The 24,042-nt window shown below is 48.4% G+C and carries 20 protein-coding genes; 11 read left to right on the top strand and 9 right to left on the bottom strand.

The window, feature by feature from the left end; all coding sequences use genetic code 11:
* Positions 1-109: 109 nt before the first annotated feature.
* The 4 genes from torA to focA all read right to left on the bottom strand — a co-directional run bounded on the left by torA (position 110) and on the right by focA (position 5,530).
* Positions 110-2,572 (bottom strand): trimethylamine-N-oxide reductase TorA, encoded by a 2,463-nt coding sequence (torA, locus tag F0316_RS05855; RefSeq protein ID WP_149560290.1) that lies wholly within the window; start codon positions 2,570-2,572, stop codon positions 110-112.
* Between the two features lie 23 nt (positions 2,573-2,595).
* Positions 2,596-3,780, bottom strand: a complete 1,185-nt coding sequence (torC, locus tag F0316_RS05850; protein ID WP_033928598.1) for a pentaheme c-type cytochrome TorC — start codon at positions 3,778-3,780, stop codon at positions 2,596-2,598.
* Positions 3,781-3,826: 46 nt separating this feature from the next.
* Complete coding sequence (torE, locus tag F0316_RS05845) at positions 3,827-4,009, bottom strand: trimethylamine N-oxide reductase system protein TorE (RefSeq protein WP_001286267.1); 183 nt, start codon at positions 4,007-4,009, stop codon at positions 3,827-3,829.
* A gap of 678 nt (positions 4,010-4,687) precedes the next feature.
* Entirely contained in the window at positions 4,688-5,530 is an 843-nt protein-coding gene (gene focA / locus F0316_RS05835) for a formate transporter FocA (protein ID WP_000400843.1), read from the bottom strand.
* Between the two features lie 351 nt (positions 5,531-5,881).
* On the opposite strand from focA, the gene F0316_RS05825 reads away from it, so the two are divergent.
* From F0316_RS05825 to F0316_RS05790, 8 genes are all read left to right on the top strand, one after another.
* Positions 5,882-6,115, top strand: coding sequence for a TIGR02647 family protein (locus tag F0316_RS05825; RefSeq protein WP_000673327.1), 234 nt, complete (start codon positions 5,882-5,884; stop codon positions 6,113-6,115).
* Between the two features lie 103 nt (positions 6,116-6,218).
* Positions 6,219-7,049 carry an NAD(P)H-binding protein gene (locus F0316_RS05820; RefSeq protein ID WP_000832736.1) on the top strand — a complete coding sequence of 277 codons (831 nt, stop codon included), beginning with the start codon at positions 6,219-6,221 and terminating at the stop codon, positions 7,047-7,049.
* A complete protein-coding gene (locus F0316_RS05815) occupies positions 7,042-7,689 on the top strand; it encodes a YdcF family protein (RefSeq protein WP_149560289.1) in 648 nt (215 codons plus the stop codon). Before F0316_RS05820 ends, F0316_RS05815 begins: the two co-directional genes overlap by 8 nt.
* A 197-nt stretch (positions 7,690-7,886) precedes the next feature.
* Positions 7,887-8,111, top strand: a complete 225-nt coding sequence (locus tag F0316_RS05810) for a hypothetical protein (protein ID WP_000422989.1) — start codon at positions 7,887-7,889, stop codon at positions 8,109-8,111.
* 232 nt (positions 8,112-8,343) lie between these two features.
* Positions 8,344-8,889, top strand: coding sequence for a septation protein A (locus tag F0316_RS05805; RefSeq protein ID WP_000811598.1), 546 nt, complete (start codon positions 8,344-8,346; stop codon positions 8,887-8,889).
* A 159-nt stretch (positions 8,890-9,048) separates the two neighbouring features.
* Positions 9,049-9,468, top strand: coding sequence for an acyl-CoA thioester hydrolase YciA (gene yciA, locus F0316_RS05800; RefSeq protein ID WP_001077272.1), 420 nt, complete (start codon positions 9,049-9,051; stop codon positions 9,466-9,468).
* Positions 9,469-9,542: 74 nt separating this feature from the next.
* Complete coding sequence (locus tag F0316_RS05795) at positions 9,543-9,839, top strand: YciI family protein (RefSeq protein ID WP_000270410.1); 297 nt, start codon at positions 9,543-9,545, stop codon at positions 9,837-9,839.
* 1 nt (position 9,840) lies between these two features.
* Positions 9,841-10,239, top strand: coding sequence for a GspS/AspS pilotin family protein (locus tag F0316_RS05790; RefSeq protein ID WP_172625966.1), 399 nt, complete (start codon positions 9,841-9,843; stop codon positions 10,237-10,239).
* 274 nt (positions 10,240-10,513) lie between these two features.
* Here F0316_RS05790 and metE read toward each other — a convergent pair whose 3' ends face one another.
* Positions 10,514-12,799: a 5-methyltetrahydropteroyltriglutamate--homocysteine S-methyltransferase gene (gene metE / locus F0316_RS05785; protein ID WP_149560287.1), complete on the bottom strand. Its 2,286-nt coding sequence runs from the start codon at positions 12,797-12,799 to the stop codon at positions 10,514-10,516.
* 395 nt (positions 12,800-13,194) lie between these two features.
* On the opposite strand from metE, the gene metR reads away from it, so the two are divergent.
* Positions 13,195-14,112, top strand: coding sequence for an HTH-type transcriptional regulator MetR (metR, locus tag F0316_RS05780; protein ID WP_000571234.1), 918 nt, complete (start codon positions 13,195-13,197; stop codon positions 14,110-14,112).
* A gap of 6 nt (positions 14,113-14,118) precedes the next feature.
* Here the strand turns inward: metR and F0316_RS05775 are convergent, their stop codons facing one another.
* Complete coding sequence (locus F0316_RS05775; RefSeq protein ID WP_000366101.1) at positions 14,119-14,319, bottom strand: DUF4250 domain-containing protein; 201 nt, start codon at positions 14,317-14,319, stop codon at positions 14,119-14,121.
* Between the two features lie 116 nt (positions 14,320-14,435).
* Entirely contained in the window at positions 14,436-15,122 is a 687-nt protein-coding gene (locus F0316_RS05770) for a hypothetical protein (RefSeq protein ID WP_000967007.1), read from the bottom strand.
* A 223-nt stretch (positions 15,123-15,345) separates the two neighbouring features.
* Between F0316_RS05770 and F0316_RS05765 the strand changes: the two genes are divergently transcribed.
* Positions 15,346-18,114, top strand: coding sequence for a M16 family metallopeptidase (locus tag F0316_RS05765; RefSeq protein WP_149560286.1), 2,769 nt, complete (start codon positions 15,346-15,348; stop codon positions 18,112-18,114).
* A 133-nt stretch (positions 18,115-18,247) separates the two neighbouring features.
* Here F0316_RS05765 and F0316_RS05760 read toward each other — a convergent pair whose 3' ends face one another.
* Complete coding sequence (locus tag F0316_RS05760) at positions 18,248-20,704, bottom strand: EAL domain-containing protein (RefSeq protein WP_000115827.1); 2,457 nt, start codon at positions 20,702-20,704, stop codon at positions 18,248-18,250.
* A 279-nt stretch (positions 20,705-20,983) separates the two neighbouring features.
* On the opposite strand from F0316_RS05760, the gene F0316_RS05755 reads away from it, so the two are divergent.
* Positions 20,984-23,341 (top strand): YgiQ family radical SAM protein, encoded by a 2,358-nt coding sequence (locus F0316_RS05755; RefSeq protein WP_033935828.1) that lies wholly within the window; start codon positions 20,984-20,986, stop codon positions 23,339-23,341.
* 115 nt (positions 23,342-23,456) lie between these two features.
* Here the strand turns inward: F0316_RS05755 and F0316_RS05750 are convergent, their stop codons facing one another.
* Positions 23,457-24,041, bottom strand: coding sequence for a LysE family translocator (locus tag F0316_RS05750; RefSeq protein WP_000386724.1), 585 nt, complete (start codon positions 24,039-24,041; stop codon positions 23,457-23,459).
* Between the last annotated feature and the right edge of the window lies 1 nt (position 24,042).

Raw genomic sequence — 24,042 nt, 5'->3', positions numbered from 1 at the left:
ACGGTTCATTTGGCGACAGATTAAGCGGATTTACGGATAAAAGAGAAGAAAAAAGCCAGCGTTGAACGCTGGCTTGAGGGATAACGCGCATTTTACGTTAAAGAGATGACTAGATGACTTCGATTGGGCCACCGAATGAGGTTACAGGAGGCACTTCACCACGGAATTTCTCAAAATCAACGATACAGGTATTGGCAGAAGTGGCTTGCGCCAGCTCTGACGTACCAAGATCCAGAGTGAGTGTATTGGGATCGCCGTAAGTACAGATCGCCCCAACTTTCTCAGTCAGCGGGCCATACCAAGCCCCCTCTTCAATGCGGATCACGCCACGTGGATAGCTGTCACTCAGCACCGCTCCCGCCAATAGCTGACCACGGTCGTTGAATACACGCACCAGATCGCCATCTTTAATGCCTTTGGCTTTCGCATCCAGTGGGTTGATGTACACCGGCTCACGCCCCTGCACTGCGTAAGTCGCGCGGAATGCTTCGGCTTCACACATTTGTGAGTGCAGACGCTTATCTGGGTGGCATGATTGCAACCAGAACGGATATTTATCAGAGCCCGGCCCCCCGTGTGAACGTTCGGTTTTCTCAAACCACATTGGGTGTTCTTGGCAGTGTTCATAACCGTAGCGACCGATCTTACGTGACGTAATTTCGATAAAACCAGAAGGCGTACCCAATGCATTGATTTCAGGATCTTTGCGGAAATCCGCATGACGAACCCAAGGTGTGCCTGTACCAAAATCAAGGAAGCCTTTTTCCCAGAACTCTTCGAATTCTGGCATAGCAAATTTACCTTCGTTGGTTTTCTTACACTCGTCATACAGTGAACGTACCCACTCCATCTCATCCATGCCACGGGTGTACTCTTTTTCACGGCCAAAACGGCGAGTCAGCTCGGTCATGATTTCAAAGTCAGTACGTGACTGGAACAGCGGGTCAACCAAACGATGCATCGCAATCAGGCCTTTACCAGAGTAGGAACCGTAAGAGTCGATGTCGTTACGTTCCCACTGGGTACAAGCAGGCAGTACGATGTCAGAGAAGCGGCAGGTTGCCGTCCAACTGAAATCAATCGTCACCACAGTCTCCAGTTTCTGGAACGCACGCTTCATTTTGTTGCGGTCTTGATGGTGGTGCCAAGGGTTACAACCCGAAATCACCATCATCTTGAAACCGGGCAGCGTGACTGTATTTCCGTTGTGGTTGATCTTCTTACCCGGCTCAAGAATCGCATCAATCCAGCGAGCAACCGGAATCGTGCGGCTGTAACCGTTGAAGTCATTGTTATCCCACTTCGGCTTCGCACCTTGGTCAAGGTTACGTGGGAAGCCGCCAGGACCCGCAAACCCCGTTGAAGGTACGCCGATGCCTGAATAGTGGTGACCATAAGAGATACCGCCACCCGGCAGACCGATTTGACCGATCATGGCCGCCAGTACCGCGCCCATCCAGTACGGCTGCTCACCGTGTTCTTGACGCTGGATACACCAACCAAACAGCAGCTGAGTACGACCATTCACCAACATACGGGCGAAATTGCGGATCGCATCGGGTTTCACGCCACAGATTGTCGCTGCCCACTCAGGCGTTTTCTCAACTTTATCTTTGCTCTTACCCAGCACGTAAGGAATGAACTCTTCAAAGCCCAAGCAGTAAGTTTCAATGAACTTCTTGTCGTACAGGTTTTCGGTATACAGCACATGCGCTACCGCCAACATGAACGCCACGTCAGTTTGTGGGTTGATGTACAAGTGATCGTTTTGTAAAAAACGCTGCGTTTTGTTTTTCACTGGGTCAACGGAAACCACGTTGATCTCGCCTTTTGCGACTTTCTCTTTCAGTTGATCCAGATAGCCGAAAGACTGGTGCGTCTCACAGTTCCAACCCACTTGCAGGTTTTTCACCGGATCGTTTGCCCACAGAATAATGTTGTCTGAGTTATCTAAAATCTCGCTCCAAGAGGTACCTTGCGCGTAAACTTCGGTTGAACCCAGTACATAAGGCATGATGGTTTGGCCAGCACCGGTCGAGTAATCCCCGACTTTGGTGATGTAGTTACCATGCATACCCACAGCGCGTTGCATCATCGCGGTACAGTTGTGGAAAGCACCGGTTTGGTTCCAACCCGTTTGGCCTGCGTGCAGTGCCCATGGGCCGTATTGCTTCTGCACACGTTCTAATTCACGGTAGAACAGATCCATCGCTTCATCCCAAGTCACACGGATAAAACGGTTGTTACCACGGGTTTCTGCGCTGTATTTGTGTTTTTTCAGCCAATCGAGGCGCACCATTGGATAACGCACGCGAGATGGGCTGTACAGAATGCCTTGAATGCCGTTCAGCATTTCCGTTGGGTGGGTATCCAACTCCAACGCTTTCAACTCTTGTACCTTACCACCGTAGATGTGGGCGCGGAATGCGCCCCAGTGAGAACCAGAGACTTTCCAAGTTCCCGTGGTTTCTGCCGCTTGGGCAGAAACTGAGGTCAGTAGGCTTGGGCCAATGATCGACGCCGCACTGGTGGTTGCGACACCTTTCAGAAAACTTCTTCGTGTAATCGCCATGTTATAACTCCGTATGACGTTGCTTAGTGGTGGCCTTCAGCGAAATCTGAAGAGTGTTTTTGCAGGTACTTCAGTACCAGCGCTTCACTGTCGGTATCGAAGTTGACGAATGCCAACATACCGTCGAACATGCCAGGCCAAGTGTTGGCATCAAAGTGCGCTTCATCCGGTTGGGTGTGACAGACAGAACAGTTGGTCTTGTAAGCTTCACGCGCTTTTTCCCAAACTGGGTTGATGTCGTTCAGCATGGCTTCTTTTTTCATCCACACTTTCGCGCTGACTTGCTCCCAAGGTAGACCCGTCATGTCATCGACTTTCTGCTCACCCGTGGTCACAATCGCATCCGACATGGCGGCCTCTTTCAGTAGCGACGCCACCGCGATGTTCATACCGAAATCTTCTTGGATCACACGGCCAAAGCCTTTCGATTTACGCCAGCCGTTGATCTCCACTTGCATCATGTCGCCTTTTTCAGTCAGCACTTTCACTGCAGAAGCTGGATTAAGCAGCCCCGCTTCCACTTTGGCTTGATCATCTTCATACACAGGGAGGAAACGCACGCTGACTAAGGTTTCGCCATTGGAGTATTTGGTGTTGGATGCCATACCTTCGAGCTCACCAATCAAGCCGCTTGAGCTCTCCATGTTTTTCGGCAAGTTGTGGGCAATCCCCTTGTGGCAATCGATACAGCTTTGATCGCGCTCAGCCGCTTGCTTCATTTGGATGCGCGCCGTTGCGGACATCTGATCAAAATCCATCGATTCGTAGTTATGGCAGTTTTTACACTCCAGAGATTTGTTCGCCGCAAAGCGATCCCATTCGTGTTTTGCCAGTTCAATTCGGCGCTCTTCAAACTTTTCTGGTGTATCTAAATCACCAAAGATCTGTGCGAATACTTCTTTTGAAGCTTGCATCTTACGTGCGATTTTCGCCGTCCACTCATGCGGGACGTGACAATCAGGACAGGTCGCACGTACGCCAGAGTGGTTTTTCCAGTGCACTGTGGTTTGCAGCTCTTGGTACACGTTGTCACGCATGGTGTGACAACTGATACAGAACTCTTCCGTGTTGGTCGCTTCCAAAGCCGTATTAAAACCACCCCAGAAAATCACGCCAGCAATAAAGCCACCGAGAGTCAATACCCCCAAGCTAATGTGTACCGCGGGACGCGTCATGGTGCGCCACATTTTTAAAATTAACGATTTCATGCTTTCTTCTCTTAGCTAAGTCATTCAACAGTAGAAATGGAGGTGGTTAGAAACCGCCGTGCAGACCTGGAGGACCAAACACGAACATCTGCAGCATCCACACAATGAATCCATATCCACCCACAAAAGCCACGCTTAAGATGGGAAAAAGAACCACAGTGATGAAGAGGAATGACTTCCACTCCAGAGAGCGCTTTTCACCGCTTTCGACTTTATTAACATCACTCATACATTTGCCTACTTTATTTGCTGAAATTTCCGCCACCCTTATTTTTCAAAGCGGCGACAAATCAAGTTTAATTAAGGCGAATGTTAGACCATACATTTAATAGGGTTCAATCTAAAACCATCGTCCAACCCTTGTTAATCAACACTTTTTTGAGTTAGAACGGAGTTGTGTCTGATTAAAAAATGAGATGAAAAATTATGAACAGTTATGACAAATTAATATTGTTTTTATTTTGTGAATTTAAAACAAAATAAAAACAAACAGCCTATTTTGCCAAGGCATATTTTTCGTTTCACCATTCAAATAATGACAAACCGTAAATATCTATACCCAAACTACTTGGAGTTGCAGATTGGCGATAAAGAACGATTGGGGTGAATGACACTAGCCAACACCGCTACAGTTTCGGGTGAGAAGGAAATATTGGCATTGCTGCGCCCCAAAAGTAGGCAGCTTGCACAAGAAATGCGCACCGTTCCTCACAGAATTCAATTCGATAAGGTTACACACGGCGTTTGCTCTGAGTTATCCACAGAAAATGTGGATAAGGCTACTGGTGTCGAAAAGCGATTGCACCACGACGATAACCCCATGAGTGCAAGGAAAAACAGGTAAAAAAATCCCCGAGTAACACTCAGGGATTGTGGGGTATTGGGGAGGCGCTGATGGTTGTCAGTATTAATCTTTTAGATAGATCAGCCAGTACCACATGCCAACAAACACACCGCCACCAACAATATTGCCTAAGGTCACTGGAATGAGGTTATTGACGATGAAGTTAACAAAGTTGAGATCTGCGTACTGAGCGATATTCGCTCCTGTCATTGCCCAAAAACTCTCTGGCGCAAAATACTTAATCCCAATCGCCATCGGTACTTGGAACATATTGGCAATACAGTGCTCAAAACCGGAAGAGACAAACATGGCCACCGGCAGGATCAAGACCATCACTTTATCAGTTAACGAGCGGGCACTAAAGGTCATCCAAACCGCCAAACAAACTAGGATGTTACACATCAATCCAAGCGCGAAAGCTTGCAAGAAGGTGTGATGCAATTTGTGCTGGGAAATCGCCATCGCATTTAAGCCAAGCTGACCACCATCTTCCATAAACTGACGGGTGGCGAGCATGATAAACACTAAGATAATCGAACCACATAAGTTACCGAAGTAGACCACCGTCCAGTTGCGAACCAGCTCTTTCCACGAAATTTTACCACTCGCTTTCGCCACCAAAATCAACACTGAACTGGTAAACAGCTCACCGCCAGTAATGACGACTAGGATTAAACCTAAGCTAAAAGCTAAGCCGCCGAGCAGCTTAGTCACCCCGTAAGGCATATCGTGAGCACCAGTAGTGACTACGGTATAAAAAACAAAGGCAATACCGATTTGGATGCCAGCAGAAATCGCCAACAGGAAAGATTTGTACGCCGCTTTTTTAGCTTTACCTTCACCCGTAATGGCGGCACGTTCTGCCATCTGGGGTGGGAGAAGAGAATCGAATTGGTTATGTTCCATGAGCTTGTTACATTTTGACACACAACAGAAGAGGTGGCGGATAATCGCTCTATTTCCCCTTGAGTTCAAGGGCTATTTGTCATGTTCACGAAAAATGTTTAGATACCCGTCCTACTTGGAGTCACAGCGCAGTTTTCTCAGTCTATTCACCTCAACTTTCGCGTTCGGTGGTCACCTTAACCTTTACTCCTCTCGCCGTGAATTTTGTGCTGTTGTTCAAAACATTTTCCTCATCTTGCGCTGAAAAAAACACCAGATCGGGTCAAGCTAACAGTTCTGCGAGCACAAGATTGCGTGTTGATGCTGCGCAGCCTATTGTTGCCGCAACAACAGCTTAAAAAGGTAATAGCCATGAAATTCACTCAACAGCACATCGATGAGCTTAATTTACTGCTGCAATTTGATTTGAGCAGCGCAGCGACCGGCATCAAAGTGCACCACGATGCGTCTGAAGCGGTACAAGCCGCGGTGGTTCGTCTGTATAACAAAGGCTTATGTACTCAACCTGATGGTGGTTACCTCACCGATGAAGGCATCGAGATTGCCGAACACGCTGACCGTGTACTGCGTGTACTGAACGCGTAATCCTGTTTTGAATGAGCGCTTTACTGCGCTCATTACCTTTCTCCCTTGATTCCAACTGTGTTACGGTAGCCACCTCATTCGGTCTTAGATAAAGGATGAACTGATGAAAAGAGTTGTCGTGATAGGTGCAGGATGGCTAGGTTTGCCACTGGCACAATGGCTTAAGCAACAAGGCCATATTGTGTATGCGACACGCACTACCCCACAAGCTGTTCAAACTCTTGAAGATCAAGGTATTGAGAGTTTTGTTTGCCAATTAGATCAACCCGATGGTTTAAGCGATGCTTTACTTGAGCGGCAATGCGATACCGTCATTGGCTGCTTTCCTCCCGGTTTTCGTCAAGGCGCTGGCGAGCACTATGCCAAACATTGGCAAAACTTGGTGCAGCATGCCAAACAGGCCAATATTCAAAAACTGGTGATGATCAGTTCAACCTCTGTGTATCCCGATATCGCCAAAGCGATGAATGAACAAGACGCCTCTTTGGCATTGGCACTGGATAATTCCGCTTTTGATGCGAAAGCGCGCATCTTACTCAAAGCAGAACAGCATGTGATCACCTCAGGTATGGATTACACCATTCTGCGTTGCAGTGGCCTGATAGGGCCTAAACGCCACCCATCACGCTTTGTCAGCAAAATGGCACAAGTCAGCCGACTCGCGCCAGCCAATATGCTGCATCTGTATGACGCGATTGGTATCGCTCATTTTTCACTAGAGCAGCTCCCCTACTCGATTATCAACGCCACAACCCCCAACACGGTCAGTAAAGCGGAGTTTTATCAGGCCGCACTCGACGCAGTAGCAAGCGACCTGCCTCTGCCACCGCTGTGTGATAAAGAGGAGAAACGGATTGTGTGCGACAAATTATTGGCAGCTGGTTACCGTTTTCATTTCTCTCACACCTTAGAGGCTGTGCACGGTTATGAGTAAACGCTTGTATCAACAGATTGAAACCCTTTGGGATTACTTGCAGTTGCAACAACAACCCGACGTTGCGGATCTGATTTTGGTGCTCGGCAGTAACGATGTCCGTGTGGCAGAACATGCGGCAAAACTCTACCACCAAGGCCTTGCCCCTTATGTACTGTTTTCTGGTGGCTTTGGCCGTTTTACTCAAGGGGTATTTAACCACAGTGAGGCGGAGACTTTTGCCGCGATCGCTAAAGATGCTGGTGTCCCTGAACACGCGATTTTGCTTGAGACACAGTCGACCAATAGTGGCGAAAATCTACATTTCAGCCATCAGCTATTGGTGCAACAAGCTCGGCCTGCCAAACGCATCTTACTGGTGCAAAAACCTTATATGGAACGTCGCGCTTATGCGACATTTATGCAACAGTGGCCAGAATCGGTCGAAAGTGTGCAGGTTACCTCACCCGCAGGCAGTTTTTTTGACTATTTAACTTCAGAGCTCACCAGTGATTTTGTGCTCAATGCCATGCTGGGCGATTTTGAACGCATCCGAGATTATCCAACGCTGGGTTTTCAAATCACACAACCTATCCCAGAGCCAGTGATGCAGGCCTATCAAGCCTTGTTGCCATTAAAAGTGAATCTTGAAATGTCATGATTGTGGCATCGGTTTTGCTTAGCTATTTTGGGGTATAGGTTACTTTTTTAGATAGTGACTTTTTTAGGTAGATGCTACTTTTTGAATAGAAGTGACTTTGGGAATGGAAGTGACTTTTTGGATAGAAGTGCCTGTTTGAGCAAAAATGAACGTTGGGGTCGCCTCCACTTTCCAAACAGCAATCAAGGAGTTTGATTATGGAATTACAACGTCACCACTGCTACGACCTTATTCACATAGGAATGCGTGAATTGTTGGAAGATCGTATGGGCTATTACTCTGCGCTTGATTATCAGCAGACCTTGTATGGCATGACGGGTAAATCCAGCTGTTTAACCATGTCCGATGATGAATTAGCGTCAACCCTCGAAGCCCTAAGAAGCGAAGGCTACCTTCACGAATTACATGACTTTTCGAACTAGTCTGATGGCTCAGGTAAGTGCACTTATCTTCGTCATGTGTGACAGATGAGGATGGCGAAAGCCATCCTTTGTTTATCTCCGCCTCCCTCCTGACTTCAAATCATTACAGCCTTGAGCATGGCTTAAGCGACCGGCGCTTGCCTCTGTAGAGAATCCAAACATCGCTTAACAGTTTTTCTTGCCAAAGAGTTTCGCTACACTGTCGCCACTCATTTGACTGGACGTACCCAAAATGAAACAACTGCTCGACTTTATTCCACTGATCATTTTTTTCGCTTTATATAAGTTTTATGACATCTACGTAGCAACAGGGGCGCTGATCGCCGCCACGACAGTTCAAGTGATTGTCACTTATGCTATGTACAAAAAAGTGGAGAAAATGCAGCTCATCACATTCGTGATGGTTGCTCTGTTTGGTGGCATGACCTTAGCCCTGCATGACGATAACTTCATCAAATGGAAAGTGACGATTGTGTATGTGGTTTTTGCGCTCGGTCTAACCATCAGCCAAATCATGGGTAAACCTGCGATCAAAGGGATGCTCGGTAAAGAGCTCACCTTGCCGGATGCAGTATGGTCAACCATTAACTGGGCATGGGTGATGTTTTTCAGCGGCTGCGCTGCACTCAATCTTTATGTTGCCTACCACCTACCGCTTGATGTCTGGGTTAATTTCAAGGTATTTGGTCTGTTGGCGGCAACCTTAGTGTTTACTCTGCTCACGGGGGGCTACATCTACAAACACCTTCCCCATGAACCCAAACAGAAAAACCAATAAATTGTCCTGATGGCATACCCAAACGATTTGGCACTTCAAGCAGGAAGGAGATTGGCTGGGTATAAAGGGATGATCCAGTGACGAATTTGTGGTTATAATCCGCCCCCTAATCCACAGCGACCGTATTCGGTCGCTGTTTTGTTTGCTGTGGATCCCCAAATGAATCAAACCGTAAATTCACCTAAAGGCCAGCTTCTGCTGCGCACACTCGCAATGCCTGCCGATACGAATGCAAATGGCGATATTTTTGGCGGCTGGATCATGTCTCAACTCGACTTAGCGGGCGGTATTCTCGCTAAAGAGATCTCCTGTGGACGCATCGTGACTGTTTCTGTTTCCAGTATCACTTTTAAAAAACCTGTCAAAGTCGGTGACGTGGTATGTTGCTACGGCGAATGCACCAAGATTGGCCGCACATCGATGTCGATCAATCTCGAAGTGTGGGTTAAGCCGGTCAAAGAAGAGGGGGTCGGCGAACGTTTTCAAGTGTGTGAAGCCACCTTTAACTATGTGGCGATTGATGCAAATGGCCGCCCCAGAGCAATAAGCCTCAGCAATGGATCACAGAAATCATCTTGATAGGCTGTGTTTCACAAGCGAGTTGCGTAGAGTATTGACTTTGCTTTTGGTCAGTTGATAAGGATTAAAGTGTTATGTGGTATGTGATTTTTGCGCAGGATGTCGAGAACTCATTAGAAAAACGTCTGAGCGTGCGCCCAAAACATCTGGAGCGTTTACAACAACTGCAAGATGAAGGCCGTCTGCTCACTGCAGGCCCTATGCCAGCCATCGATTCCGAAAATCCGGGACAGGCAGGCTTTACTGGCTCAACCGTGATCGCGGAATTCGCCTCCTTAGTTGAAGCACAAGCTTGGGCGGATGCCGATCCTTATGTCGCCGCGGGTGTTTATGCCAACGTCATTGTTAAACCTTTCAAAAAAGTATTCTGATATGAAAAAAATCGTCCTGAGCAGCGTTATCGCCTCGACTCTCCTTTTCGTCGGTTGCAGCTCTGGCTCAGCAGAAAAACAGCGTAACCTTGAGCTATTGGCGGGTAACCGCGCCAGCTTACTCTCGACCGAGTTACCATTGGAGTTTGGCCCACTGAATGTTCTCCGTGCTACCGCCAAAGGCAGTACTGTTGAGCTAATGATGGTGTACAACACGGATGCCAATAATGCCAAACCGACCGAGCAAGTACTACAAAGCGCGGTCAGTAGCTTCTGTGCTAACAAAGACATCCGTTCGAATCTGGATGTTGGGATCAGCTACCGCATCCAAATGCGCAACACGCGTGGTCAATTAATGGCCGATCAGTTGGTCACGAAAGAGAGCTGCAAGCAAGGTTAAGCGAGTTTGCAGTCATCGAGCTATACCCAAACGACTTGGAGTTGCAGGTAGGCGGTAAGTGAGTTCATCCCCATGAGCATAGATACATTATGTGATTGGGATGAACGAACGTAGCCAACACCGCTGCAGCTTCAAGTAGCAAGGGGATATTCCAGATTGACTCTTGAACAACACAAACGAAAAGAACAAAGGCCTCATAAGAGGCCTTTGCGGTTTCTAACGGTTTACTCAAACTACTTGGCGTTGTAGGTAAACCTCAAGTAGGAAGCGTATATCAGCCTTGCCATTCCGCGCGCAGTGCTTTCGCTGCGTTGACCATGTTGGTCAGTGCCGCTTCCACTTCTGGCCAGTTGCGGGTTTTTAGACCGCAATCTGGGTTGACCCACAAACGCTGCGCTGGAATTTTTTCTGCTGCTTTGCGCAGCAGATCTTCAATCCATGTTTGTGCAGGAATGTTCGGTGAGTGAATGTCGTACACGCCTGGGCCAATTTCGTTCGGGTAGTTAAACTCTTCAAACGCTTTGAGCAGCTCCATGTTGGAGCGCGATGTTTCAATGGTGATCACGTCAGCATCCAGTGCCGCAACCGATTCGATGATCTCGTTGAATTCGCTGTAACACATATGGGTATGAATTTGCGTTTCCGGACGCGCGCTACCTGCGGAAATCTTAAACGCTTGTACTGCCCAATCTAAATAGGTTTGATGATCGCGTTTTTTCAGTGGTAAACCTTCACGAATCGCGGGTTCATCAATTTGAATAATATTGATGCCTGCATCTTGCAAATCCGCCACTTCATCACGCAGTGCCAACGCCAATTGCTGAGCAATCTCTTGGCGACTGATGTCTTCACGTGGGAAGGTCCAGCACAGAATGGTCACAGGCCCCGTCAGCATCCCTTTCATCTGCTTAGACGTGAGAGATTGCGCGTAAGTTGACCACTCTACCGTGATCGGTTTTTCACGTTCAATATCCGCCACCACAATCGCTGGTTTTACACAGCGTGAACCGTAACTCTGCACCCAACCAAACTGCGTGGTTTGGAAACCGGCGAGGTTTTCAGCAAAGTATTCCACCATGTCATTACGTTCCGCTTCACCGTGTACCAGCACATCTAGCCCTAGTGCTTCTTGGCGTTTCACTGCATCAGCAATATGGCCTTTCAGTGCTTGCACATACTCTTGCTCGCTCAGCTTGCCTTGGCGATACGCACTACGCTCAGTACGGATCTCTCCTGTTTGTGGGAAAGAGCCGATGGTCGTGGTCGGTAAGAAAGGCAGACCCAATACTTCTGCTTGGTGATGAGCACGCTCAATATAAGGCGCACTCCGCTCTGCCAATGCCGCCGTAATATTATTGATACGCGCTTGCACAGAAGCCTTGTTCACCGTGTGAGAAGATTTGCGCGCAACAATTGGTTGGCTATAGGTATCACAAGCCAAAATGGCCGCTGCATCCCCTTCCAATGCACGCCCAAGCAACGCAACTTCAGTCACTTTCTGCTTAGCAAACGCAAACCAACTGCGGGTTTCTGCGCTCAGATCGCCTTCCAGATCCAGATCGACTGGGCTGTGCAGCAGTGAACAGGAACTGGCGACCCACAAACGCTCACCCAGCAAGGTTTTTACAGGTTGTAGACGAGCCAGAATGGCACTCAAATCGGCACGCCAAACATTACGGCCATTAATGACCCCCGCAGAAAGCACCCAATCGGAAGGCAAGCGGTTCACAATAGTTTCGAGCTGCGCTGGAGCGGCCGAAATATCCACATGCAGACCATCAACCGGCAGTTCCACTATCTTATCAAGCGTGTCTAACACTGAATCAAAGTAAGTGGTCAGCAGCAGTTTGACGTCACCGCGGATCACCTGATAAGCCAGTTTAAATGCTTCTTGCCAACGGGGTTCCAGCTCTAACGCCAAAATAGGCTCATCGATTTGTACCCATTGCACACCCTGCTTCGCCAGCTTGCTCAGAATCGCTTGGTAAGCGGTCAATAGACGCGGCAACAACGTTAAACGATCAAAACCCTCTTCCACTTCTTTACCTAAATAGAGGTAACTGATTGGGCCAAGCAGCACAGGTTTTACATCGTGACCCGCTTGCAGCGCTTCATTCACATCTTCAAACAGTTGTGGCCAGCTCACATTGAAAGTGTCGTGAGAGCTGAACTCCGGCACGATGTAGTGATAGTTAGTGTTGAACCACTTGGTCATATCAGAAGCCGCACTGCCCGTTCCGCAGCCACAGGCATTTTGTGACTGACCACGGCCTACGCGAAACAGCGTATCTAAATCAGGAAAACCGTGGTTATGGCGCTTAGGCACATGGCCGAGTAACAGCGTGGTGGTGAGTACATGGTCGTACCAAGCAAAGTCACCCGCGGTCACAAAGTCTAATCCGGCTTCTTTTTGCAATGCCCAGTTTTGTTGACGAATTTGGCTGCCGACCTGTTTCAAAGCCGCTTGGTCAATCTCACCACGCCAGTATTTTTCAAGAGCAAATTTAAGTTCGCGTTTTTCGCCAATGCGGGGATAACCAAGAATGTGTGTCGTTGTCATGTGAAAATCCTTTGTCTGTTCTTAATAGGTCGTAGAAGCTCTAAGCTGCCTCAGCACATCGAAAGATGTCTGGATGGCTAAACTATCGCGTTGTACGCCTTCGAGAACAAGGTTCATTTATTCAACTTGTTTATTAGTAATTTTCATGTTGGCACTGGCGATTATCAATTTACCTTTACTATTTATAACCAAACTGCTTGGAGTTGCAGGTAGGCGGCAAGTGAGTTCATCCCCATGAGCATAGACACACTATGTGATTGGGGTGAACGAATGTAGCCAACACCGCTGCGGCTTCAAGCAGGAAGATTATAGCCATCTAGATGTTTACAGCTCCGAAAAATCGGCGTAACTTAGCTAAAAATTCATGTTGGCTTAGGGATAAGTGAGGAGAGTTCATGATAGAGCTGAAACATTTGAAAACGCTGATCTCGCTACGCGATACCGGTTCACTGACCGCCACCGCGACCTCGTTGCATCTCACCCAGTCTGCGCTCTCGCATCAGATTAAAGACTTGGAAGCGCGAATTGGCGGGCAGCTTTTTTTGCGTAAAACACGCCCAGTGCGTTTTACCGCCGAAGGCGAAATTTTGCTGCGTTTGGCGGACGATATTTTGCCTAAGATGTCACGCGCCGAGAATGAACTGGCAAGCCTTAAAGAAGATGTGAATGGACGCCTGCACATGGCGATTGAGTGCCACTCCTGCTTTCAATGGCTAATGCCCGCCCTGCGCGAATATCAGGTCAGCTGGCCAAATGTGGCGCTGGATTTTTCGTCCGGCTTTGGGTTTGAACCTCTACCCGCGCTGTTAGCGGGGGAATTGGATCTGGTGATCACCTCAGATATTTTGCCACGCTCAGAAGTGCATTATGAGCCACTGTTTGATTTTGAAATGCGCCTTATCACCGCCACCAACCATCCATTGGCTGACAAAGCCGGTATTGAGCCCCAAGATTTAGCCGATCAAACCATGCTCACCTATCCGGTGCAAAAGCAAAGATTGGATGTGGTGAAGCACTTTTTGCAACCCGCAGGCGTTGAGCCCGCACGCTGGAAGCAAGCCGACAATACGTTGATGCTGGTACAAATGGTGTCGGCAGGATTAGGTGTTGCGGCACTACCCAATTGGGCAATCAGCGAGTTTTCACGCCAAGGGCTCATCACCAGTAAACCGTTAGGTAAAGGGCTATGGCGTCGCTTGTTTGCCGCCACTCGCCATAGCGAAAAAGACAAACGCTACCTGCAAGCCTTTTTCGCTACCGCACGCCAACAATGCAAAAGCCACCTTGATGGGATCAAGATGGCTTCACTTTAGGCATCACTACCGAGCATAAGCTTTGAACTGGTTGGTAAGAGGATCGTATTGATAACCCAGTACGTCTAACTTACCGACCAGATGCTCAATATCCATTTCATAAGTGCTGATCAACTCATCCAGACTGTCACATTCCAAACGCAGTTTTTCATTGACGATGCCCAGCAAGATCACGCTATCGAAGTTTCGTACGTTGCTCAGATCCATCACATCACTCCTGATTGAATGTTTTCACTCAGCGTTTCCGCTCCCCAACTTCATCAAGCATAGTCGCTATTTGGGTAACGAAAAGTGATCTGTGCGACGCACTTCACTCCACTGCGCTACAACGGCATTTGATACAAACCGTGGAATCCGGTTGCGGATGCCAGCACCAAAAGCCCGGCGAGCAATAACTGCCATTTATTGACGGTTTTGCCAGAGATCAAATGCCAGCACCACGCCACGATACCCGTAATCAATAAGCCAAAGCTCATCACAATCGGCATCAATAGTGTTTGCAGTTGCTCGTCATTCAAACCAGAAACATAAGGCAAGAGGCATAACGCAGTGAGCATGGCAGATACAATCCCTACCACAGGCAAGATTCGATGAAAGGCTTGTAAGCGTGAGCGAGCCAGTGTCAGTAGCAAATGTCCGAACATCGCACCCAGCAGGAAAATCGCCGCAAAGATAGTGAGCGATGCGGGCCATGCTGGCGCTTCGCTGATCAAAATCCCGACGTAAGCCAGTGCTAAACCATTGGCTAAATACATCACCCAAAGCGGGCCTTCCTCACGCGTTTTTTTAGTCTGCACTTGCGAATAGAAGTAAAACAGAGCAAACACCACCAGAAACGCTTCAATTTTGATCGACGCCACGGCCAACCAGAGCACCGCTAACGCAGGCAATACTTTGTGGATACGACCACGCTGTCCGGGGCAAATTTCCCCCTTGACCAGCACCAGTGTCAAAATGATTTGCGCGCCCAATAACATAGGTGCGAATACGGAAATCAGAGAATAAAGCATAGTTTGCCAAATCAGAGAGCTGTCGAGGTGGCAGATAATAGCAAACCTCCTTCGAGAACCCCAAGCAGCGGCCGCGAATTTCCTCTGTGGATGAAACTCCGGTGGTGTGAACTACTCAGACCAGATCGCAAAATGGCTAAAAGTGCAGCAAGCCAAACAAAAGTGAAGCGACAAAACATCACAATGCGTTATAGTTTCCGTCCAACTATAACTAGAGAATGATATGAAAATTCGATTATTAGTCAGCATTTTATGCATCCTGTTCGCCGGTTGCACCTTACAACAAACCAACCGCGCACTCCAACCCGACCAACGCTGGGTCACTCAAACACTGCCCAATGGCCTTACTTACCATCTCTACCCAGACAGTGAACAAGAAGTCTCTATTCGTTTGTACGTTCACGCAGGTTCAATGCAAGAAACCGCGCAGCAAGCGGGTTACGCTCACTTCATCGAACATATGGCATTTAACGGAACCCGCCATTATCAGCACAACGATGTGATTCGTATGTTTGAGCAAAGCGGTGCCCAGTTTGGTGCGGACTTTAACGCTTTAACCGGCTACGACCGCACGGTTTATCAGCTCGACCTACCTAATGCGCAAAATATCGATAAAGCGCTATTGTGGTTTGCTGATATTGCTGACGGTTTAGCGTTTGACGCTGATGAAGTCGAAAAAGAGAAAGGGGTGATTTTGGGAGAGTTTCGCGCCTCACGCACAGAAAACATGAGCTTAGAGCAGCAGTTTTATCTGCACCAGATCCAAGGAACCTCCTACGCGGATCGCGATCCCCTCGGTTCACGCGAGTTGGTGCAAGCCGCCACTCCAGACAGTTTGAAAGCCTTCTACCAACAGTGGTATCAACCTCAATTAGCGGAACTGGTTATTACTGGTAACTTTACCCTTGAACAAGGCCAACAGTGGGTTGAGAACTATTTCTCCTCATGGAAGAAAGGCTCCACCGAAAAGCCAGCTTCGATTTATCACCAAGCCCTGAATAACCAAGACCTAGTCGCTCCGGTGACTGCAGGTGAATCCCCTAGCCTAACCTTGATCTTCCCCCAAGGCTCAGCAGCGATTAAAGACTATGCCAGCCAGCAAGAGTTTTGGCGCGATGATGTCGGCGAACAACTCCTGCACACACGCCTAGTAGCGGCATTCAATGATGCAGCGCAGGCCATAACCGGCATTTACGCAACCCATTATGAAATTGAAGGTCAACGTTACACTCTCATTAGCGTCGGGTTTGCGGCCGAACAACGAGAGAAAGTGCAAGCCTTGTTGCTGGAAACCCTCTCTTCAATGCGTGATTACGGGGTGACCAAAAATGAGTTGGATATCATTATGCGCGGTTATCGTGAGCACTTAACCTTTTTGCAAGAAGATCGCGAAGCCATGACCCCAGCGAGCCATGCCAATCAAAAAGTCTACTCGATTGTGTTTGATACACCGATCCAAGCGACGCTCGATTACCAAGCGAGCTTGAGCGAGTTTATTGCTTCCGCGACACCAGAAATGATCAATCGTCATATCCAACAGCAATTGAGCCAAAACCCTGTCTGGGTTGTTGGCGTTGCGGCCACTGAAGATGCGCAAGCATTGAAAAAAGCCTTGCCACAATGGCGTAACGACCTAGCGCAACCTGGCAATCAGCCTATCGATCAACAAATCGATAGCCCATTCACCCAGCAATTTACTGCGGGCGAAGTGGTGAAACAACTCGATATCAATGACGACCCACAGGTGACTTATTGGCAGCTTGATAACGGTATTGATGCCTATTATCTGCGCAATATTGAAGCCAAAGATCGCGTCTTTGTTCAATACGCCAGTTCGGGTGGCCAATTCGCGTTACCTGCAGACCTACTCCCTGCCGCCGAGATTGCTCCTGCAGTACAGACACGAAGTGGCCTCGATACGTTGAACGGCTCTCAGTTTGATCGCTACCTTCGTCAGAAAGACATTGGTTTCTATAGCTATATTGCATCGACCAGTCATGGTTTCGAAGCCAATAGTAAAGCGCAAGAGTTACCTGAGCTGTTGGAAATACTCCATTTATTGTCAACTCAAGTCAAAATCAGCTCTGATCAGCTCAATTCAGTGAAAACCGAATTTACTCAAAATCGTAGTGCGTACTTTGACTCCCCTATTGGTGCTTTCTTCCGTACGGTGACCAACCAAAGCTTTATCGAAACAAGTCCCTACAGAATTCGTACCCCTGAGCAGATTGCTCAAGTCACGGCACAGCAAATTGAGCAGGTTCATCAACGTCTCTTCAGTGAAGGACGCAATAATACGCTGGTCATCGTCGGTGATATTGAGCGCTCTCAAATCACCCCGATGTTGCGTCAGTACGTAGCAAGTATACCTTTGAGCAAGGGAACGCTTTCCCCTATGACCAGCCAGTTGATCAAACCGGTTGCGCCACGCTTAGAGTTAGCACTTAACAATGAAAACTCGACCCAGTATTCCTTGCGTCTGATATCTGAAACGCAGCCGCGTACCGCAAAAACCGTCTTTATCGATGATATGTTGCAGCGTATTGCGACTCAGCGTTTACTGGCTGAAGTTCGCGAGCATCAAGGTTTAGACTACACGCCACAGGTGATCCCATACGTGGTCGATGGAGACATTCTCAATGATTGGGTATTGTCAGCTTTAGTCGACCCCAAAAGTGAACCACAAGTGGCCAAAGTGATGCATGAGGTCGCGCGTGAGCTGGCTCAAGGTGTCACACAGCAAGAGTTGGATGTGGTGAAACAGAAGTTCTTGATTGATATGAAACCGCTCAACAAATCACCGGAGCAGCAAGCTTACTTCATGTTGCGTTATGCGATTCATCACTATGGCGTTGAGACCATCTACAGGGTTGAGGAACTGACGCAATCCATCACTCTGGATGACATCAACCAACGTGCTCAAACGTTATTTGGCAAAGGTACTATGTCACAAGAGCTGATCATGACACCTAAGGCTAATCCTAAAGGCTAAGCGCTGAGCGCACTCATCGAATCAATAATTCGTACAACACTCATTATTCAACCTAAACCAAGCCCGCCAAGCGGGCTTTTTTATGAGTGGCGTTTTGGGGAACCGATATTTCCTCTCAGCCTTGCTGACTGTATCAACTCGCTAAATAAGCGAGCAGACGCGGCGCAGTCACAATCCCTTTGTATTTATTACCCTCGACTAAAACCCAAGGTGGCGGTGGATTGGTTTTGAGCAACGAGGCTAATAGCTTGAGGTCTGTATCATGAGCCAGTTTGACTTGCGGCGTGCGCATGATTTGATTGACGGGTTTGCGCCAAATAGCGGCTTCACGTGCCGTTTCCAATTCAGTGCCCATCGTCGGCGTGAGGTGTAAATTCAGCGCGGCTCTATCCACCAAGCCGACACATTCTCCAGCCGTAACGACCGGTAAAACATCGGACTGCACCGCGTTAAAGTATTCCACCGCCAACGAGAGTGGATCTCCGGGGTCGAGCCGATATTGAGTGAAAAACGCTAAACTTTGCAATGTTGTAATTTCGCTTGATTGCTTATCGGCTTCACGGTTGGTCAGCTTAAGATGTTTACGATAATCCGAGGCATGAATAATGTTACTCAGTGGCAAAGGCTTGGCGAAAAAGAATCCCTGTAATAGATCTACCCCCAGCGACTTGAGGACATACACTTCATGCTCAGTCTCTACCCCTTCGGCGACAACCTTAACACCCAAAGTATGGGCAAGATCGGTCATCATTTTTACGATGGCATAGCGGCGTGACCCCACTTCGATATTGGTCACAAACTCTCGATCGATTTTCAAATAATCAAACTGACACTCCGTGAGGTAAGAGAACGAAGAAAAGCCCGTTCCAAAATCATCAATCGCAACAGTGACTCCACGATTTCGTAAATGCTGCAGCACTTCGCCTCCCTGTGATTGAGAGTCAAAGTAAGCCGTTTCCGTTAGCTCCACCGTGATATTTTTCGCCAAAGTCGGCGTTTCAGCGAGCATGTCAACCACGCTTTGTAAAATCTGCTCAGCACTCAAGTCGCTGTTTAACGAACGATTGATGCTGACTCCCACATGGTGACCAAATAAAGCGTGAATTTTAGGCAGATCCTTTAAGGCTTTACCGCCAATCAACTCATCCAACTGATTGATCAGCCCCAGCTCTTCGGCTATCGAAATTAACTCTTGCGTTGATGCATGTAAAATCTCAGGAGCTTGAAAACGGCACAGCGCCTCAAACTTCACCACAGACCAACTCTGGCTATCCACAATCGGCTGATAAAACACTTCGACATCGCCATTTGCTATCCATTTCTGCACCCATTTTTCCAGTGTTTTACGACGCTCAATCTGCTGATGGATTGCGCGATCATAAAAGTTGATATGTCGAGTTTCCCCCGCGTGGTGCTCCAACATGGCTTGGATGGCATGGGGAACGAGGCGCTCTATTTTATCGGTATCCACATTTAACACCGAAACCCCTAAACGCCCCTTAGCAACGGCTTGATGAGCTTCCTGCCCACCTCGTTGTCGTAACTCAATAAAAAACTGGCGTAAAGTGCGCTGTAACCCTACCAAAGGCTGAGCTTCTAGGTTTTTCTCCGCATCCAACTGACACAGAAAAATCCCTTCACCGTGATAACCACACAGTTGCACTTGCCGGTTCTGAGCCAAACTGGCAGCCAGCCGGCGGATCTGCGCATAGTATTTATCGCTGCTGAATTTAGGCTGTATCGCCAACACAAATCCAGTGGTGGTTTGCTGCTTAGGTAAACGCTGTTTCAACTGATCACTGAATTTAGACAGCGTCGGTAATTGTGTCAGTAATTCGACATCGCCCGCTTGCTTATCCAGTACGCGATCCAAATGCGGTGCCAGATCCGTGGTAAAGCCGATATAAAAGATCTGCCCTTTCTGAGGACTTAAACGTTTAATGGATAGGTCTTGTGGCCAGACTTCACCAGAAGCGCGCTGAGATAAAATCGTGCCGCTCCAGCCACCTTGCTCACGCAATTGCTGCCACATATCCACATAGAAATGCTGCGAATGTTTGCCCGAATTGAACATACTGGTTTTTAACCCCAGTAGCTCATTTTGTTGATATCCCGTTTGCTGCTCAAAATAACGATTGCACGCCAAAATTCGCGTTTGATCATCGGTAATCACAACCCCATGATGGTCATTATCAAATAAAGCATCAAAGGCAAAGGCGGATTCCATACCAGAATGGAAAATTAGTAATGGTGTAATCGTCCCTCGAACAAACTGGCTACTCACTTCGTCAACCGAAAACTCGACTAAGGCCACCAGCTTTTCGGCGCTCACCAATAAGGTATTGAGACTCTGTGGCGCTGAATCTGCTTGCACCAAAAAGCCCGCGGCATGCTCGCGCTGAGTCAAAGGCAAGTACTCAAGAAAATCGTCGGGCTTGGTAATCGAGCGAGAATTTCCCACCAGTGACTGCCACATCACAACATCGTAATCCATATGCTGACTGGCTAACTGGTAACACCAATCGAGTGGTGCATAACGAGTTTGTAAGCCGATACTTTGTGGTTGTACGGTTGATACATTCACACTCATCCGGTATCCCTAAACTGATGATGTTGATTCTGTGACCACCTTAGAATAGCTTGTCACCCCATACAATGAACTCTGACGCATAACGTTAACTTATCCCTAACTAAAGTATTAGTAACTAAACATTAACTTGCCTACTTTTCTTTTAGGCCTTGATTCCTTTCGTGGATTATTTCGCAAGTAAGAGTGAAATAATCCCTTAGCAAAATCGGGGCAATGTTACGGTAGATACTGGCCTTGCAAGCCGCTATAATGCCGCCCTCTTAATCTTGAGGCCAAAATATGCACAGCGAAGTTACCCCTATCCACCACTACAAAAAATACTGGGCCGAGTGTTTCGGCACAGCGCCATTCTTACCGACCAGTCGTGAAGAAATGGATCAATTAGGCTGGGATAGCTGTGATGTGATTATCGTGACCGGCGATGCTTATGTTGATCACCCGAGCTTTGGTATGGCGATCATCGGCCGCTTGCTTGAAGCACAAGGTTTCCGAGTTGGGATCATTGCTCAGCCAGAATGGCAAACTAAAGACGCCTTTATGACGCTTGGCAAACCGAACCTGTTTTTCGGTGTGACCGCCGGTAACATGGACTCAATGATCAACCGCTACACGGCGGATAAAAAAATTCGTCACGACGATGCGTACACCCCAAACAATAAAGGTGGCATGCGTCCTGATCGCTGTTCATTGGTTTACTCACAACGTTGTCGTGAAGCCTACAAAGATGTGCCGATTGTGCTTGGTGGTATTGAAGCCAGCTTGCGTCGTGTCGCGCATTACGATTACTGGTCAGACAAAGTTCGCCGCTCTATCCTGCTGGATGCGAAAGCCGATATTTTGCTATTCGGTAACGCCGAGCGCGCGCTGGTTGAAGTGGCACACCGCTTAGCCAATGGCGAATCAATTAATAAGATGGTTGATATTCGCGGTACGGCTGTCAATTTGGCTCAAGTCCCTGAACATTTTAAGATTATCGATTCCACCCGCATTGATCAGCCAAACAAACCGTTTGTGCCCAGCAATCCGTATGAAGTGGAAACCCAGTGCGCGACCAAAGGTGATGAGAAAGAAGAAGCTCAACCTATCACCATTCGCCCATCACGCCATGATGCGAAAACCACCGCGGTGCGTCTGCCTTCATTTGAAAAGCTAGTGAATGACCGTATTTTGTACGCGCACGCCAGCCGTGTGTTGCATTTAGAAACCAACCCTTATTCAGGCCGTGCGCTGGTGCAGCGTCATGGTGACCGTGAACTGTGGGTTAACCAAGCACCGATCCCGCTCACCACTGAAGAGATGGATTTCGTGTTTGGCCTTTACTACGCCCGTGTTCCGCACCCTAAATATGGCGACGCGAAAATTCCGGCGTACGACATGATCAAGACTTCGGTCAACATCATGCGCGGCTGTTTTGGTGGCTGTTCATTCTGCTCTATCACCGAGCACGAAGGACGCATCATCCAGAACCGTTCACAAGAGTCGATCATCAATGAACTGAAAGAAATCCGTGACAAAGTACCGGGCTTCACCGGTGTAATTTCCGATTTGGGTGGCCCAACCGCGAACATGTATCGCCTCGGCTGTTCAGATCCAAAAGCAGAAGCGAACTGTCGTCGTCCAAGCTGTGTGTTCCCAGGAATCTGTCATAAGCTGAATACCGACCACAAACACACCATCGATCTGTATCGTGCAGCGCGTGATGTGGAGGGCATTAAGAAAGTGGTGATCGCTTCTGGTGTACGTTACGACTTGGCGATTGAATCGCCTGAGTACGTGCGTGAGCTGGTGACTCACCACGTTGGCGGCTATTTGAAGATTGCTCCTGAGCATACGGAAAAAGGCCCACTGAGCATGATGATGAAACCGGGCATGGGGACGTATGATCGCTTTAAAGAGCTGTTTGAAAAATACAGCGCTGAAGCAGGTAAAAAACAGTATCTGATCCCTTACTTCATTGCCGCTCACCCGGGGACTGAAGATGAAGACATGGTCAACCTCGCACTGTGGTTGAAATCCAACAACTACCGTTGTGACCAAGTACAGAACTTCTATCCATCGCCAATGTGTAATGCGACCGCGATGTATCACGCAGAAGTGAACCCGCTGAAACGCGTGAAATACAAGAAACCGGAAAAGGTGCCAGTGGCGAAAGGTGAAGCGCAACGTCGCTTGCATAAAGCCCTGCTGCGCTACCATGATCCTGCCAACTGGCCGATGATTCGTGAAGCACTGATTGCGATGGGCAAACGTCATCTGATTGGTGATCGCCCTGAGTGTCTGATCCCTGAAAAAGATTCAGACCTAGTCACCCCAGCACAAAGCCGCAAATCAGGTCGTCATGGCGCGAATCGTTTTGCGACCAAGCATACTCATAGCCAACCGGGCTTTGATGCGCTGCGTGGTAACAAATCTGGCGGCCAAGGTCGTTCGAACAGCGGCAATAAATCGAATCAGGGCAAACCTGCCGGCAGCAAACCGACAGGCGGTAAACCAACGACGAATAACCAACCTGCTCGCGGTGAACAAAACCGTGGCCAGCAAGGTCAACGTGGTTCAGCGACAGGCGGTAAACCACAAGGCTCTGGTCGTCCGGCCAGCCGTGGTAAGACTCAACGTCAGCCACAACGCGCACGTTAAACCCTAGTTGCCTTCTTCACTCGCTTCTCGGGAGAGTTCCTTCTCCCCCCCCATGTCTATGGGAGGTCCTTCTTCTCTCCTCCCCCTTTTAGGGGGAGGTCGGGAGGGGGTATTTTCAAAGCATCGGTAGCACCGAAAGCAGTAACAATCCTCCCATCGCGCCATTAAACCAACGCACATAATTGGGATGATTCATCCAGTAACTCAGTTGTTTGCCAGCGGCAGTCCACACACTGACTGAAGGTAAATTCACTAACGCAAATACCAACGCAATCAAACCGAGCTGTAGCCAACTCGCATTCGGGTTAAATACACTCACCGCCGTGAGCGCCATTGACCAACCTTTCGGGTTCACCCACTGAAACAGCGCCGCCGCCACAAAAGACATTGGCTGATACTCTTGCCCCTCTTTGGATGGTCGGCTCAGCGCAATTTTGGCTGCCAGATACACCAAATACAAAGTGCAGAGAATCTGTAGCCCTTGTTGAAGGATCGGATAACGCTGAAACAGTTCTGTCAAGCCTACGCCGACCAGAAGCACCATTATGCTAAAACCAAACGTAATCCCCAGCATGTGCGGGATGGTGCGCCAAAAACCAACATTGGCTCCTGAAGTCATTAGCATGATGTTGTTAGGGCCTGGCGAAAAAGTAGAAACAAAAGCAAACGCCAACAGCGGCCCGAATAAGGTGTAATCCATA

The organism is Vibrio cholerae, from assembly GCF_008369605.1.
Taxonomy (GTDB): Bacteria; Pseudomonadota; Gammaproteobacteria; order Enterobacterales; family Vibrionaceae; genus Vibrio; species Vibrio cholerae.
The sequence above is the reverse complement of the archived record's forward strand: the minus strand, read 5'-3'. Positions and strand labels throughout refer to the sequence as shown.